This window comes from Marinobacter sp. CP1 (assembly GCF_001266795.1).
GTDB lineage: Bacteria > Pseudomonadota > Gammaproteobacteria > Pseudomonadales > Oleiphilaceae > Marinobacter > Marinobacter flavimaris.
Genome location: NZ_CP011929.1, coordinates 1,057,350 through 1,073,533 on the forward strand (window position 1 = coordinate 1,057,350; position 16,184 = coordinate 1,073,533).

Genomic DNA, 16,184 nt, shown 5'->3' on the forward strand with positions numbered 1-16,184 from the left:
TGAATACACCTGGCTGACGAATCGATCAGATACCCGCTGTCAGCCCAGGCTGACAGCGTTTCCGTTTGAATCGAGCGGGAGGTAATTACTGATATGGCCGAGGCGGATAGACTCCACCATCATGGTCAGTGGCTGCTGCGCTTCATCACTGGATGGAGGCGTGCCTCCCCGGCCGGACATGGCGGCAACGAACACCACATCCCAGGCTTGGCCGGTGGCACGGGATTCTTCATGCAGGACATCGAAATCCGGTGCTTCATCAGGGGTTTTATCGACGCAGACCACCGGCGTCAGGGCGCCGCCTTCGCCGCGTTCAAAAGCGGCTTTTTCCTCCGGGGAGGCCTCATCCGGCAACTCCGCCCGACAGAACACGAATAGCAGACGCTGGGGTTCCTGCTGGCTATAGGAGGCCTGAATCAGGTCACTGTAACTGCTGATCATTTTGGTGAATCCTTACTGGTACCGGGCCGCTGCGATTTACGCCTGGCGGGCAATGAGCTGGTCGGACGAGGTTAGCCTGCGGACTTCGTCGCACACTTCTTCCACGGCATCTTCGCCGTAGCTCTGTCCATAATGTTTCTTGAAGCCGAATTCGTAGAGCCGGACATGCTCATCGGGCTCAACACCGATGTTCTCGAGGCAGGCCCGGGCACAGTGCAATGGGCAGCCATCAATAACGGTGATCGGGCGACCGGACCTGGCTGTTTTCACCAGGGACGGCACCTTGCCGCCGACGCCGGAGATGCAGGACATTTCGAACTCACCGGCATGATCGAGCCTTACCGCCACATTGTTGGCCAGCTGCGCCACATCAGAGCAGCCGGAACATGAGTAAATCAGTGGACGTTGCTTTCTCGATGTCACTTGTCCCCCTTTCCAAAAAGCCTGGAGGTTTGAATGTGATCCGTTACTGGCTGATCTCAATCAGACGCTGCGGATCCGAGATGAACAGTCGGCTGCGGTTGACCCGCACCAGGCCGTTGGCTTTCAGGTCCGCCAGAATCCGGGAGAAAGTCTCCGGCTGCATGGCCAGCCTGGAGGCCACCAGGCACTTGGGTAGCGGCAACTCGACTTCTCCACCCTCATCTGCGCCATTGGGCAGCAGGTCGATCAGGTAGCGGATCAGGCGGTCACGGGCGTTCTGTACGGTCATGATTTCCAGGTCGTGGAACCGGGAAACCGCGCGTTTGGCGTAATGCCGCAGGGCTGCCTGGGCGTATTTCGGGTTGCTTTCCAGCATGTCCTGGTAGGCTTTCACGGGGATCATCAGAACCTCGCTGGATTTCAGGGCCTCGGCGTAGCAGGCATACCGGGGCGGATCGGCATAGATCATGACTTCGGCGAAGCAGTCGCCAGGGGCGATGCTGTCGAGGGTTCGGTCGATGCCGGAGGAGTCCAGGCGGTAAAGACGCAAGCGGCCGGAGATCACGAAGAAGAAATGGTGCGCCGGCATGTCCTGGCGATAGAGCAGCTGGTGATGGCCAAGGCGGATTCTTCGAGATTGCTGGATCAGGTGCTGCAGGTCTTTGCCATTGAGTTCCGAGAACAGTGGATGGCTGCGCAGGGCCTGGAGGCCGTCTTCGTCGTCAAAGGGTTTGTTGACGGCGACGAGCACGGGTTTGGTGTAGCGGGTTTCGGCCGTTTGGGTCAGTGCCATTGGTGTATCCTCTCTGCATATTCATGCATGCTAAATCATGTTTTAAATAGTAGAAGGATACTCGGTGAAAATCGCTCCCCCCATGGGGGTAGTTGGGGGGGTTATTCGGGAGTAATTGATCTAACTCAATGTGTTTTGTTGCTATCTATTCGGAGGCTAAAACTTAGACTTGGGAGCACAGGATGGTGGGCCGATTAGCTTTCCAAAACACGCTCCTTGCGGCACATCCCTGTGACGCTTGGGCTCCGCCATCCATGGCTCCGCACAGTTTTGGAAAGCTAATCGGCCCACCATCCTCCAAACCGAAGAGTTAACCTTCAGATCATCCTGCTTACTGCATTAGTGGCGAGTCGGGCAGCTCGAGATCTACTCCTTCTACCCCGGTTTCCGCTGCCAGAACCTGCAGGTACTGACGGAATGCCCGTCTGGTTACACTCTCGCTCAGATACTGTCGGATCTGGGGTTTGACGTGCTCATACGGGAGCTGCTGGCCGTCGATTCGCTGGTCGACGCGGACGATGTGCCAGCCGTAGCGGGTTTCGATCAGTTCCGGGTTGAGGCCTTCTTCCAGGGACAGGACGGGGCGCTCGAATTCTTCCACTGTCTGGCCCTTGCTGATCTGGCCGAGGCTGCCGCCCTGATGGCGGGACTCGCAGGCGGAGTATTGTTTGGCCAGTTCGGCGAACTGGGAGCGGCCGTTGATGAGGGACGACAGCAACTGTTGGCCGGCTTCTTCCTGGCGGATGCGTTCCTGGACGTCGTCCGGGGCGGCGGCAAGAAGGATGTGGCTGACGGCCATCAGTGTGGGGCTGCGGAAGCGGGCCGGATTGGCCTTGTAGAAGCGTTCGCAGTCCTCTTCGGTTGGGTCCGGTACGTTGAGTTCGAGTTCCAGGACACGGACAATGCGGTCTTCTTCGTCGGCAATGTCGTCGAGCTTGAGGCGGCTGGCCTGTTGCAGGAGGAGCTCGCGGATGACGAGGCTTCTGGCAGCGTCGTGCCAGGCTTCGGCCACTTCTTCGGCCGGGTGGTGCTGCATTTCCCGGGCGATGTCGTCTTCGCCGATGAGGGTTTCACCCACGGTGACCGGCGGGAACTGGTTTCTGGGCTTTTCGGCGTCGCCGACGGGGATGAGTTGCATAGCAATAACCTCGGTAAACATGGGGTCAGACGAACGCTTTCATCTGACCCCGTTTTCATTTGCATCAAGCGCGCTTGCGAACCACCTGGTACTTCCGTCCGAAATACTCCACCGGCACACTGAGCATGTGCACCAGTCGGGTAAACGGGAAGAGTACGAAGATGGTCAGGCCCAGGAAGATGTGGGTCTTGTAGATCCAGTGCACGTCGGCAATGTAGCCGGCCACGCCGCCCTGGAGGGTGACAATGCCCTGGGCCCAGGCAGAGAACTTGAGCATGGTGCTGCCATCCAGGTGACCCATGGTGGGCAGAATGGTCAGCAGGCCGAGTGCCAGCTGAATGACAAGGATGACGATGATCATGTTGTCCGCAAAGGTGCTGCTGGCCTTGATACGTGGATCAGTCAGACGACGCCAGGCGAGCATGCCGCCGCCAATGATAGCCATGATGCCGGCAATACCACCCACCACGATCGCCATGATCTGCTTGGTGCCGGGTGTCATGAACGGCTCGTAGAACGCGTGCGGTGTCAGCAGGCCCACCAGATGGCCGAAGAAGATCACCAGTACGCCGACGTGGAACAGCACGCTGGCCATCACCATGTTTTTCTTGCGCAACATCTGGCTGGAATGGGCTTTCCAGGTGAACTGGCCCTGGTCGTAACGGGCCCAGGTGCCGATCACGAGGATCGCGATAGCAATGTAGGGATAAACCCCGAACAGTAGTGTATTGAGATAGGACATCATTTCCGTTTCCTCCTGCGCCCTCAGGCGCGCCCTGCCTGACGGGGTGTTGCGTCCGTCATCAGCTGATCACTCAGGTGAATGGTCTGGGTCTGTTCCAGTTCCCGGCGGCGTTGGCCTACAACACTGCCGGTACTGCAGGAGCTGCCCTGATCATCAACAAACTTCACCATTTCCTCTTCCCAGACCTTGTCCAGAGCCTCCGGGGTGTCGTCGCGCTCTTCCGAGGCGACGATCCGGGCCAGCTCCTGGCGGTTTGCCGCACGCCCGGAGAGGGTCAGCAGCGAGTCCATCACCACGTGATAGAAGCTTTCCCGCTGGTACAGACGCTCACCCAGCAAGCCCAGGATGTGGTGGATGTCCTCCAACCAGTTCCGGATCTCGTCCCAGGGTCGGGTTGAGAGGTATTCCAGGAACAGTGGCAGGTAGTCCGGCAGTTCCCTGGCGTCGATTTCCAGACCGTTGCTGCGATATTCTTCCATCAGGTCCACCATGGCCTGGCCACGGTCGCGGGATTCCCCGTGCACGTGCTCGAACAGCAGCAGGGACGTGGCCCGGCCCTTGTCGAACATACCCACGTAGTTCTCCTGCATGTCCAGAAGGTCGCCATCGCAGACCATTTCCACGCAGCGCAGCAGTTGCTCCTTGTTCTGCCTCGGCAGCCGGCTGTCCTCAAGGACAGCGGCAATCAGGGCATCTTTGGAGGCCTGGAGTTCTTCGGTCGGGTACTCGAGCACCCGGGCCAGTACTTTTAAGAGTTGCATCTTGGCCTCCTTATTCCTGCAGCTGTTTCGGGTCAACCTGCTTCACGGTCGACAGCTTCTGGACCATGCTGGTGGTCTGTTTGCGGCCACCGAACATGTTGAACTTGCTGTCGCCGTTGCAGCCTTCACCGAAGCTGAAGCCGCAACCGTTGCGCTCGCCATGGGCGGTGGCATCGGGGAAGGCTTCTTTCGCCAGCTCGCGGTGGCTGGTGGGAATCACGAAGCGGTCCTCGTAGTTGGCGATGGCCAGGTAGCGGTACATCTCGTCCGCCTGGGCCTTGGTCAGACCGGCTTCTTCAAGGGCGCGCAGGTCTTCCTTGCCTTCAACGGTCTCGGCACGCTTGTACAGACGCATGGCCATGATCCGCTTGAGAGCCCGGACAATCGGCTTCTCGTCACCAGCTGTAAGCAGGTTGGCCAGATACTTCACCGGGATCCGCAAGCTTTCGATCTTCGGCAGTATGCCGTCGAATTCGACCTTGCCGGCTTCCGCCGCGGACTGGATCGGGCTCAGGGGCGGCACGTACCAGACCATGGGCAGGGTGCGGTATTCCGGGTGCAGCGGCAGGGCCAGTTTCCAGTCCACCGCCATCTTGTACACCGGGCTCTGCTGGGCGGCTTCGATCACGTTCATCGGGATGCCATCTTTCTTCGCCTGCTCGATCACTTTCGGGTCGAACGGGTCCAGGAAGATTTCCAGCTGCTTTTCATAGAGTTCATGCTCGCCCGGGGCGCTGGCCACTTCCTCGATGCGGTCTGCGTCGTACAGCAGCACACCGAGGTAGCGAATCCGGCCAACACAGGTCTCGGAGCACACGGTGGGCATGCCGGCTTCGATCCGCGGGTAGCAGAAAATGCACTTCTCGGACTTGCCGGTTTTCCAGTTGAAGTAGATCTTCTTGTACGGGCAGCCGGAGACACACATCCGCCAGCCACGGCACTTGTCCTGGTCGATCAAGACGATGCCGTCTTCCTCACGCTTGTAAATGGCACCACTCGGGCAGCTGGCAACACACGCCGGGTTCAGGCAGTGCTCGCACAGGCGCGGCAGGTACATCATGAAGGTGTTTTCGAACTGGCCGTAGATGTCCGCCTGCACCTGGTCAAAGTTCTTGTCCTTGCGGCGCTTGGCGAATTCGGTACCGAGGATTTCCTCCCAGTTCGGACCCCATTCGATTTTCTGCATGCGCTGGCCGGAGATCAGCGAGCGCGGCCGGGCAACCGGCTGGTGCTTGCTGTCGCCAGCGGTGTGCAGGTGCTGGTAGTCGAAATCGAACGGCTCGTAGTAGTCGTCAATCTGGGGCAGGTCCGGGTTGGCGAAGATGTTCGCCAGTACCCGGAAACGGCCACCGATCTTCGGGCGGATCTTGCCGGAGCTGTCACGCATCCAGCCGCCCTTCCACTTGTCCTGGTTCTCCCACTCTTTCGGGTAGCCGATACCGGGCTTGGTCTCGACGTTGTTGAACCAGGCGTATTCCATGCCTTCACGGCTGGTCCATACGTTTTTGCAGGTGACTGAACAGGTGTGGCAACCGATGCACTTGTCCAGGTTCAGCACCATGCCGACTTGGGAACGGATCTTCATTTTACAGCCTCCTGAACAGTGTCATTGCCTTCACCGTCGAGCCAGTCGACGTTGTGCATCTTGCGAACCACCACGAATTCGTCGCGGTTGGAACCTACGGTTCCGTAGTAGTTGAAGCCGTAGGAATACTGGGCGTAGCCGCCGATCATGTGGGTCGGCTTCGGGCACACCCGGGTGACCGAGTTGTGGATACCGCCACGGGTACCGGTGATTTCCGAGCCCGGAATGTTCACGATCCGCTCCTGGGCGTGGTACATCATCACCATGCCGGGCATCACCCGCTGACTCACAACCGCCCGGGCTGCAATGGCGCCATTGGCGTTGAACAGCTCGATCCAGTCGTTGTCCTCAATGGCCAGTTCTTTGGCGTCGTCCTCACTCAGCCACACAATCGGGCCACCGCGGGACAGGGTGAGCATCAACAGGTTGTCGCTGTAGGTGCTGTGGATACCCCACTTCTGGTGCGGCGTGATCCAGTTCAGCGCTTTCTCGGCGTTGCCGTTGCTGCGCTGGTTGATCATGCTGCTGACCGTCTTGGTGTTGATCGGCGGGCGATACACAAGCAGGCTCTCGCCGAAGGCGCGCATCCACTCGTGGTCCTGGTAGAACTGCTGACGACCAGTCAGGGTGCGCCAGGGGATCAGCTCATGGACGTTGGTGTAACCCGCGTTGTAGGAGACATGCTCGTCTTCAAGACCAGACCAGGTTGGGCTGGAGATGATCTTGCGCGGCTGCGCCACGATGTCCCGGAAGCGGATCTTCTCCTCTTCCTTGTTCTTCGCCAGATGGGTGTGGTCCAGACCGGTCATTTCTGACAACGCAGCCCAGGCTTTCACCGCAACCTGGCCGTTGGTTTCCGGGGCCAGGGTCAGGATCACTTCCGCGGCATCAATGGCGCTTTCAATCTTCGGACGGCCGGCGTTGGCTCCGTCGATGTGCTTGTAGTTCAGGTCACCCAGGAACGTCACTTCTTTCTCGGTGTTCCAGTTGATGCCCTTGCCACCGTTACCCAGCTTGTCCATCAAAGGACCAAGCGAAGTGAAGCGCGCGTAGGTGTTCGGGTAGTCCCGCTCAACGGTGATGAAGTTGGGCGCGGTCTTGCCCGGGATCAGGTCGCACTCGCCCCGCTTCCAATCCTTCACATCGAACGGCTGGCCCAGCTCGGCCGGAGCGTCGTGCAGCAGCGGCAGGGTAACCACGTCTTTCTCGACACCCAGGTGGCCTTCGGTGGCTTTGGAGAACGCCTTGGCGATGCCCTTGTAGATCTCCCAGTCACTGCGCGCTTCCCAGGCCGGATCGGTAGCGGCGGTCAGCGGGTGGATGAACGGGTGCATGTCGGAGGTATTCAGATCGTTCTTCTCGTACCAGGTGGCCGTCGGCAGAACGATGTCGGAATACAGACAGGTGGTGGACATGCGGAAGTCAAGGGTCACCAGCAGGTCGAGTTTGCCTTCCGGCGCTTCGTCATGCCATTTGACCTCTTTCGGCTTGGCGCCACCTTCGTGGCCCAGATCCTTGCCCTGCAGGCCGCTCTTGGTACCCAGCAGGTACTTGAGCATGTACTCGTGGCCCTTACCGGAGGACCCCAGCAGGTTGGATCGCCAGATAAACATATTGCGCGGATGGTTCTGGGGCGCTTCCGGATCCTCACTGGCAAACGCCAGGGAGCCGTCTTTCATGGACTGCGCCACATAGTCCGACACTTCCATTCCGGCTTTTTCTGCCTCAGCAGCAATACCCAACGGGTTGCGGTTGAGCTGTGGGGCAGACGGCAGCCAGCCCATGCGCTCGGCGCGCACGTTGTAGTCAATCAGGCTACCGCCGAATTTGGACTTGTCCGCCAGCGGCGACAGGATCTCGTCGACACCCAGCTTCTCGTAACGCCACTGGCCAGAATGGGCGTAGAAGAAGGAGGTGGAGTTCATATGCCGGGGCGGACGCTGCCAGTCCAGACCAAAGGCCAGGGGCTGCCAGCCGGTCTGCGGACGCAGTTTTTCCTGGCCTACGTAGTGAGCCCAACCGCCACCGCTCTGGCCGATGCAGCCACACATGATCAGCATGTTGATCAGGCCGCGGTAGTTCATGTCCATGTGGTACCAGTGGTTCATACCGGCACCGACGATGACCATGGAACGGCCCTTGGTCTTGTCGGCGTTATCGGCGAACTCACGGGCAATGCGGATCACTTTCTCGGCGGGGACGCCGGTGATCTTTTCCTGCCAGGCCGGGGTGTAAGGCTTAACTTCGTCATAGGAAGTGGCACCGTCATCCTCGCCCAGGCCACGGCTAATGCCGTAGTTGGCGACCATCAGGTCATAGACGGTAACCACACGTCCTTCGGAGCCGTCCGCAAGCTGCACTTTGCGGGTACCCAGCTTGTGCTTGAGGATGTCCTTGATTTCCACGTGTTTGAAGTGATCATGCTCGATACCACCGAAGTACGGGAAGGCGACGTCCACAACTTCATCGTGCTTCTCGACCATGGACAGCTGCAGGTTGACGTCGGAGCCTTTGGCGGTCTGCTTCAGGTTCCACTTGCCCTTTTCACCCCAGCGGTAGCCAATGGAACCATTGGGAGCCGTCAGCTCACCGGAGGCTTCATCAATGGCGATGGTTTTCCACTCGGGGTTGTTCTCTTCACCCAGACCGTCTACCAGGTCACTGGCGCGCAGGAACCGGCCCGGCACGAAGCTGCCGTCGTCCTTTTCTTCCAGCATGACCAGGTAAGGCATGTCGGTGTAGCGACGCACGTAGTCGGTGAAGTACTCACTGGGCTTGTCGACGTGGAACTCTTTCAGGATGACGTGGCCCATGGCCATGCCCAGGGCGGCGTCTGTGCCCTGCTTCGGATTCATCCACTCGTCGGACAGCTTGGAAACTTCGGCGTAGTCCGGCGTGATGGCAACGGTCTTGGTGCCTTTGTAGCGCACTTCGGTGAAGAAGTGAGCATCGGGGGTACGGGTCTGGGGCACGTTGGAGCCCCAGGCAATGATGTAGCCGGAGTTGTACCAGTCCGCGGATTCAGGCACGTCGGTCTGCTCGCCCCAGGTTTGCGGGGAGGCCGGCGGCAGATCGCAGTACCAGTCGTAGAAGCTCATGCAAACGCCGCCAATCATCGACAGGTAGCGGCTACCAGCCGCGTAGGAGACCATGGACATGGCAGGAATGGGCGAGAAGCCGATGATGCGGTCCGGGCCATACTTCTTGGCGGTGTAGACGTTGGAGGCGCCAATCAGCTCGTTGACTTCGTCCCAGCTGGAACGCACGAAGCCGCCCATACCCCGGCGCGGCTTGTACTCCGCCGTTTTCTTGGGATCTTCAACAATGGACGCCCAGGCATCCACCGGATCCTTGTGCTCAACTTTCGCCGCGCGCCAGAGCTTCATCAGGTGCTTGCGCATCAACGGGTACTTCAGGCGGTTGGCGCTGTACATGTACCAGGAGTAGCTGGCACCACGTGGGCAACCGCGGGGTTCATGGTTGGGCAGATCCGGACGGGTACGGGGGTAATCGGTCTGCTGGGTTTCCCAGGTCACCAGGCCGTTCTTGACGTAGATTTTCCAGCTGCAGGAACCGGTGCAGTTGACGCCGTGGGTGGAACGCACGATCTTGTCGTGCTGCCAGCGCTGGCGGTAGCTGTCTTCCCACTCGCGACTGACTTCGTGGGTTTCGCCATGGCCGTTGGCGAACGGCTCGCGCTTCTTCCTGAAGTAATTCAGTTTATCGATCAAATGACTCATGGTCTCTTTCTCCATCAACCCGTCTGCTGGATCGTTGCTCCGATTTGAGACCATTGTGTGTGAGAAAAACCGCGAAATCTGCGTGGTTACTACCTCATAACCCGCTTCTACCACCCAGGGGGTAGGCGGCCTATATCCCCGGGTGGAGAAGGTGCTCGCGCTCGTGCCGGCGACTTTCCCGGGCAAACAGGAACAGGCAGCCCACAAGTAAGAGGAAGAGAATCATGAAGACCGCACTGCGGATGCCCAGCCAGTGGTTCACACTGCTGAAGATCACTGGTAGAAGAAACGCCACGGAACAGGCGCTAACCAGAAGCAGCCCGGCAACAAAGGCCGCCACAGGCCGATTTTCGATAATGACCAGCCGCTGGAGACTCCCCATGGTGCAACCCATGGCCAGCCCGAGAGTCACCACAAACACGCTCTCGACCTGCATGGGCAGGGCAAATTCAACACGGATCATGGCGTCGACGCCCTGGATGAAGAGCGTCATGGGTGGGTAGGACAGAACAAACAGCGCAATCAGGCAGACAACCAGAGCCCGGCTGACAACTCTTGCACTGCCGAACCGATCGGAAAAACCTCCGCCAGCGATCTGGGCCAGGGCTCCCGGAATAACAAACCATTGCGCCAGCCGGGCACCGGAATCCACCGGCAGCTCGAACTGTGACGACAGATAATCCGGCAGCCACAGCGCCAGGGCAAAGAAACTACCGGCAACAATGCCAAAATAGCCGCAGAGCTGACCGGCTCTCTTTGACTGCATCTGGCGCAACAAAATCCTGACTGACGTTTCAGCGCTCGGGTCCGCCGCCGCGTCTTCCGGATCGGTCAGCATGACCAGCAAGGCAAGAACCAGCACCAGGACGATGAGGTACGCCAGCGGCACCCCGTGCCAGGAAAAAGCTTCATGAAATAGAGGCACGAGGTAGTAGTTGAATCCGGCGCCGGTGACTCCGGCACCGAATACCCCCAGGACAAGGCCCAGGCGTGGAGATTCACAGTGTCCCGTCACGAACTGTAACCCGGCACTGTAGAATCCGCCCGCCAGCCCCAATCCGCCAGCGGCGATCAGGTAGCCTGGAAAGGTGTCGGTGATTAAAAGTATCAGCATGCAGGCGGCAAGTCCGGCCAGACAGATCAGCATGATCCGACGGGCACCGAATTTCTGTGCAGCAATCCCTGCCGGAACGGCGAGTGCTGCCCCAACCGCCATCGGCATCGCCAGCAGGAAGCCAAACTGGATGTCGCTGAGATCCAGTTCCAGGCGCAGGTGGACTCCGGCTACCGCGAACAGGGTCCAGCATCCGGCAGCAACAACGAAGCCCGCCATCGCCAGCGGCAGTACCACCGCCAGTGACGCCAGCCGGTCCTCTGCACCATCCCTTTCGGACTTCATTGCTTTTGCTCTGCTAAAAACCTGCTTTTCAGTTTCATCTTTTGATCATAAAAGGGTCAAAGATTATGATGGGTTACCAACCATTGGGGTAATTGACTATCCTCAAGGAGGTATCAGGGACTGTCCGGGCCGGGCATAATTCAGTCCGTCCCGCCAAATACACCGATGCGCAAAAGAGTCAATGACACCCAGAAGCCCGCTTGTAACCCGAATCGCCATCGTTGTTGGCGCCGTGGTGCTGACAGCCATTGTCAGCATGGCGACCACGCTTGCGGTTTCCAAAAGCATTGAAGGCAATGCCACTGCCATCAATCTGGCAGGTGCCTTGCGCATGGGGGCATTCCAGTTACTGGCCCGGAGTGCCGGCCCGGAAGCGCCGGCATCGGGGTTAGACTCCATCGTGCAGATGCTCGACCGTTACGAGGCCAAGCTGGCCGATTCGAGCATTACCCATGCGATCCCCGAGAGCCGGGAGCATCCGCTTGCCATTCAGTACCAGATGATTCTGGAATCCTGGCAAACCATGCTCCGGCCGGCCATGCAGAATCACGATCAGGGCACGCCCATAACCGTGAATATGCTCGCCTCAACGCAACAATACGTTGATCGCGTGGACCAGCTGGTCAAGATGCTGGAACAACGCACCGAGGCGCGCATTGACCTGCTGCACCTGATCCAGATCATCAGTCTGGCCTTTTCAATCCTGATCATCGTCGCGCTGTTCATTGACCTGAAAAACCGGATTCTGCGGCCATTGCGCAAGCTGGTGAGCATTGCCAACGCCGTTGGCGAACAGGATTTCTCCCGCCGAGCCGACCTGGCCGGCTCTGACGAGCTCGCGCAACTGGGCCAGGCCTTCGACCAGATGACCAGCGAGCTGGCATTGACTTACCACGAGCTGGAGGAACGGGCGCGCCTGAAAACGGAAGAGCTCGAAAAAAGCCACACGGCCCTCCAGCTGCTGCACTCGGCAAGCCGCGACCTGTTCGCCAAGCACGATCTGTGTCACGGGGCGATCCCCATGCTTCAGGAACTTGAGCAGCTTCTGGGCATCGGGCCGATCCGCCTCTTTCTCCATGACAAGCAGTCCTCGGAACCGGTGGAAGCCATCACGACAGCCACCCGGGAACGCCCTTTCTACTGCCGCGATCATCATTGCAATGCCTGCCTGGTGACACCAGAGGCGTATGACGAGCTTCCCGTGGAAGCCAACGACGGTCGCAGACTCCTGCTTCCAATTCGCACCCCAGGGCAATTACTGGGTACTTTGGAAGTCTGGTACCCGGCCAAGGAAGGCCTGTCAAAAACCAACCGCCGCCTGCTGGAAACCCTCAGCGACCAGCTGGCCACCGCCATTTTTCTGGAACGTCAGATCACCGAGGAGCAGCAGCAGACCCTCGCCGAGGAGCGCACCGTGATCGCGCGGGAGCTTCATGATTCTCTGGCCCAGTCGCTCTCATACCTGAAAATGCAGGTGGCCCGATTGCGCCGCCTCAATATTGAGGGCGAGAAGCAAGAGATTCACGAGGCCATTCTCGATGAACTGAGTAACGGCCTGAACAGTGCTTACCGGCAGCTCAGGGAGCTGCTGGCTACCTTCCGCCTGAAGCTTGATACGCCGGACCTGTTTACTGCCCTCCAAAAGACCATTGAAGAGTTCTCGGAGCGGTTGGGTAAACCGGTTGAGCTGCACTACAATCTGCCACCGCAAACCTTGTCCCCAAACGAGGAGATCCATACCCTTCAGATCGTGAGGGAAGGTCTGGCCAACGCGGTTAAACATGCGGATGCCACAGACATAACCGTGGATGTCCTGTTCGAATCACCGCAGGTGCGGGTTCGGATTCGGGACAATGGCAAGGGGCTGCCCGGCAGTGATCAGCCCGTCAATCACTACGGCCTGATCATCATGCAGGATCGTGCCCGAACGCTGGGCGGCAAAGTCGAAGTAAGCAACCGGGAGGAAGGGGGTGTGGAAGTCACCCTGGGCTACGTCCCCAAAAGCCGTAATCTGATTCCTACAGAAGCATCAAATGCCTGACAACAAGAGAGAACCTGATGTCTGAGTCACCCGCAAGTGTTCTGCTGATCGATGATCACCCGCTTCTTCGCCAGGGCATCAAACAGCTGATCGACATGGAAGACGATATGGTCGTGGCTGGCGAGGCCAGCAACGCTGCCGACGGCATCCGGCTGGCAACCGAGCTGGAGCCAGACCTGATCCTGATGGACCTGAACATGCCGGAGATGGACGGCATTGAAGCCCTCAAGAAGTTGCGGGAACAAAACATCAGTTCCCGCATTGTCATGTTCACAGTCTCTGATCAGGAAGACGACGTGGTAGCGGCTCTCCGGGCCGGCGCTGACGGTTACCTGCTGAAGGACATGGAGCCGGAAGACATGATCACCCAGCTCCATCAGGCGGCGGTCGGCAAAATGGTCATCAGCGACCGACTCACCACGCTGCTGGCCGAAGCCCTGCGCTCCCACAAGCCCCAGCAGGCATCACGCCCGGATTTTGACAGCCTGACCCCAAGGGAAAAGGATATCCTGCGCCTGATCGCCGAGGGACTATCCAACAAGATGATTGGCCGCAAACTCGACATCAGTGACGGAACGGTCAAGGTGCACGTGAAGCACCTGCTGAAGAAACTCAACCTGCGCTCCCGGGTGGAAGTGGCCGTCTGGGCGGTAGAGGAAGGCCTTCACAAGGGCTGAGTTATATCAAATCCTTCCGGAGAACTTTGCTTTACTCTAGGCCGGTTACTGACCGCCCGGAGTAAAGCATGGCTTTTCCACTAGCTTCCATCACCTCCCTGGACTCTCCCCTCGTGGAGCAAACGTTTTCGGTCTTTCGGGAATACCTGCCCTCCCCCGTGCCCATGCTGGGCGCCATTGATCGCCGAGTCCCGGTGCCCCTGAAGCAGCTGGCCGTAGAAGCGCCGCTTAATCGCATTTTTGCCCGGGCAATCGAAGACGGAGAATTTGATGACTTCGAAGGGCGGCGTATTCGCCTCGAGGTGCATGGCGGACAACCCGGTATCACCATTGGCTTCTGGGCCGCGCGCCTCAGGGTGGTCGACGGCCCTGGCGAGGCAACCATCCGCGGCTCACTGGCTGCTTTCAGAACGCTCGCGGAACGCAGGCAGGATCCCGATCAGTTGTTTTTCCAGCGTCGGCTGGTCATTGAAGGCGACACCGAACTGGGGTTGTCGCTCAAGAATCTATTGGACAGTATCGAATGGCGTTTCCACCTTCGTTATCTGCTGATGCGATGATGTTTCAGACTTATTGGTTATTCTGCCATCGGGACGGGGCGAAAATGAGAGAGTAGCGCAAAGTGAACAGTAAACAGTTAAAAATAATGGCATAACCACCAAGTGCAATCTGCAACTACTCCCGATGGGGTAGGCCTTTCCTGGGTATGGCGCCTTCCGCAGCAATGGGTGAAAATCAAACGATGATTTTTCCAACGCAAATTCGCCAGATCCCATGAACAGCGCTCCACCTTTTTCAGCAGAACCGTTTGCCGTTGCTGACCGTCTAAAAACCCCTGTCTGGGTTTTCGATATTGAAAACCTCGGTATGTGCTGGGCCAACGCTGCCGGCGTAAGGATATGGGGCGCCAAAAATCTGGAAGAACTGCTTTCGAGGGATTTCGCTACTGAAATTTCGGTTTCCGCCCGAGCCCGCCTCCTAGACTATCTGGCCCGATTCAAGGCCGGCGAAACGGTGCTCGAGACCTGGACCCTCTACCCCAACGGTGAGCCTGTGCCCATGCGTTGCGTCTGCTCCAGCTTTCCCCTGCAGAATGGCCAGGGAATGCTGGTAGAGGCGCAGCCTGTTACAGAGCCAGACATTCAGGCCCTTCGCGCCCAGGAAGCTCTGCGTCATACCCCAACGCTTATGTCCGCCTTTGATATGCAGGGCAACTTGCTCACCCGTAATCCGTCGGCTATGACCATTCTGTCGGCTGACGCAGATTTAACCAGCAGCTTCGCTCGTCAGTCAGACAAGAAAGACGTGCGCCTCTGGGCGGAAAGCGATGCAGAAAGCTACTCGCTGGAAGCACCAGTTCAGACAAGCGCCGGGGAACGTTGGCACCGGGTGGATTTTCGACGTACTCTCGACCCTGCGACAGGTGAGCGCGTCATACTAGCCAGTGAGATAGACATAACCGCCCGAATGGAAAGCGAAACGGCCCTGATCAACGCCCGCGAACGATTAGCTGCTCTGCTGCAGAGCCTTCGGGGAGGGATTGTGGTGGAAGATGAAAACCGAAAAATGCTGCTTGCCAACCAGAGCTTCTGTGACATTTTCAGCATTCCTGTGCCACCGGAATCACTTCATGGAATGGACTGTGCGGCCGCCGCAGAGCAGAGCAAGACTTTCTTCCGCGACCCAGACTCTTTTATCGCAGGTATTGAAGCCGCATTACTTGCCAGGCAAACGAAAACAGATGAGCTGCATCTGTCCGATGGACGGATCCTGGAGCGTACCTATATCCCCGTCTTCAATGAGCAGACTTACGTTGGCCACCTCTGGCAGTACTGGGACATAACCGACCACAAAAAGACCATGGCCAAGCTTGAGCACGAGGCCTTCCACGACCCCCTGACCGGACTATGGAACCGGCGACGTTTCGAACAATCGCTGCTGGAAACTCACGAAGAAGCAATCCGGTACAGCCAGCCCTACTCCCTTGTGCTTGTCGACATTGACCACTTTAAGAGGGTCAACGATCAATTCGGCCATGACGCAGGGGATGTAACCTTACAGATCTTGACCGACGAGCTACAGCAGCGCCTGAGGCAGGCAGACCGGCTGGCACGATGGGGCGGAGAAGAATTTGTACTGCTACTTCCGCAAACTTCATTGGAAGGGGCGCTGCTATTGGCCGATGCCCTTCGCGAGAGAGTCAAGGAAGCATCCTTTCCTCTGGTAGGCCACCTGACAATTAGCCTTGGCGTTGCAGAAGTTTCACCAGAAGAACTGCCCCACCACGCGTTGATTCGGGCGGACAAGGCTTTATTCAGAGCCAAGACCAATGGTCGAGACCGGGTTGAGGCAGCGGAATCGGCCACTCAGAGAACCCGCCCCGATTGAGCCTGTCTTCTAACAGCACTAACGCACGCAAGTTAAACCCAATATCGAGGATA

13 protein-coding genes are annotated in these 16,184 nt (G+C 58.5%); 4 read left to right on the forward strand and 9 right to left on the reverse strand.

Going from position 1 to position 16,184, the window contains the following annotated elements:
• Positions 1–39: 39 nt before the first annotated feature.
• From ACP86_RS05030 to ACP86_RS05070, 9 genes are all read right to left on the reverse strand, one after another.
• A complete protein-coding gene (locus tag ACP86_RS05030; RefSeq protein ID WP_053112951.1) occupies positions 40–441 on the reverse strand; it encodes a hypothetical protein in 402 nt (133 codons plus the stop codon).
• A 36-nt stretch (positions 442–477) separates the two neighbouring features.
• A complete protein-coding gene (locus ACP86_RS05035) occupies positions 478–864 on the reverse strand; it encodes a putative zinc-binding protein (RefSeq protein WP_053112952.1) in 387 nt (128 codons plus the stop codon).
• A 43-nt stretch (positions 865–907) separates the two neighbouring features.
• Positions 908–1,657 carry a Crp/Fnr family transcriptional regulator gene (locus ACP86_RS05040; protein WP_008175395.1) on the reverse strand — a complete coding sequence of 250 codons (750 nt, stop codon included), beginning with the start codon at positions 1,655–1,657 and terminating at the stop codon, positions 908–910.
• 331 nt (positions 1,658–1,988) lie between these two features.
• Positions 1,989–2,795, reverse strand: coding sequence for a peptidylprolyl isomerase (locus tag ACP86_RS05045; RefSeq protein ID WP_053115460.1), 807 nt, complete (start codon positions 2,793–2,795; stop codon positions 1,989–1,991).
• Positions 2,796–2,859: 64 nt separating this feature from the next.
• Positions 2,860–3,537: a respiratory nitrate reductase subunit gamma gene (gene narI, locus ACP86_RS05050; protein WP_039882107.1), complete on the reverse strand. Its 678-nt coding sequence runs from the start codon at positions 3,535–3,537 to the stop codon at positions 2,860–2,862.
• Between the two features lie 23 nt (positions 3,538–3,560).
• Positions 3,561–4,301: a nitrate reductase molybdenum cofactor assembly chaperone gene (gene narJ, locus ACP86_RS05055; RefSeq protein ID WP_008175401.1), complete on the reverse strand. Its 741-nt coding sequence runs from the start codon at positions 4,299–4,301 to the stop codon at positions 3,561–3,563.
• A gap of 10 nt (positions 4,302–4,311) precedes the next feature.
• On the reverse strand, positions 4,312–5,886 hold the full coding sequence (gene narH, locus ACP86_RS05060; RefSeq protein ID WP_008175403.1) for a nitrate reductase subunit beta: 1,575 nt from the start codon (positions 5,884–5,886) through the stop codon (positions 4,312–4,314).
• A complete protein-coding gene (locus tag ACP86_RS05065) occupies positions 5,883–9,626 on the reverse strand; it encodes a nitrate reductase subunit alpha (protein WP_053115461.1) in 3,744 nt (1,247 codons plus the stop codon). Before ACP86_RS05065 ends, narH begins: the two co-directional genes overlap by 4 nt.
• A 130-nt stretch (positions 9,627–9,756) precedes the next feature.
• Positions 9,757–11,025, reverse strand: coding sequence for an MFS transporter (locus ACP86_RS05070; RefSeq protein ID WP_053112953.1), 1,269 nt, complete (start codon positions 11,023–11,025; stop codon positions 9,757–9,759).
• Positions 11,026–11,206: 181 nt separating this feature from the next.
• Here ACP86_RS05070 and ACP86_RS05075 point away from each other — a divergent pair, with 181 nt between their 5' ends.
• The 4 genes from ACP86_RS05075 (at position 11,207) to ACP86_RS05090 (ending at position 16,131) form a co-directional block, all read left to right on the forward strand.
• On the forward strand, positions 11,207–13,066 hold the full coding sequence (locus tag ACP86_RS05075) for a HAMP domain-containing protein (RefSeq protein WP_053112954.1): 1,860 nt from the start codon (positions 11,207–11,209) through the stop codon (positions 13,064–13,066).
• A gap of 17 nt (positions 13,067–13,083) precedes the next feature.
• Positions 13,084–13,743: a two-component system response regulator NarL gene (gene narL / locus ACP86_RS05080; protein WP_053112955.1), complete on the forward strand. Its 660-nt coding sequence runs from the start codon at positions 13,084–13,086 to the stop codon at positions 13,741–13,743.
• Positions 13,744–13,811: 68 nt separating this feature from the next.
• Positions 13,812–14,303, forward strand: coding sequence for a ubiquinone anaerobic biosynthesis accessory factor UbiT (ubiT, locus tag ACP86_RS05085; protein ID WP_227507822.1), 492 nt, complete (start codon positions 13,812–13,814; stop codon positions 14,301–14,303).
• 214 nt (positions 14,304–14,517) lie between these two features.
• Positions 14,518–16,131 carry a diguanylate cyclase gene (locus tag ACP86_RS05090; RefSeq protein ID WP_053112956.1) on the forward strand — a complete coding sequence of 538 codons (1,614 nt, stop codon included), beginning with the start codon at positions 14,518–14,520 and terminating at the stop codon, positions 16,129–16,131.
• The last annotated feature ends 53 nt before the right edge of the window (positions 16,132–16,184 follow it).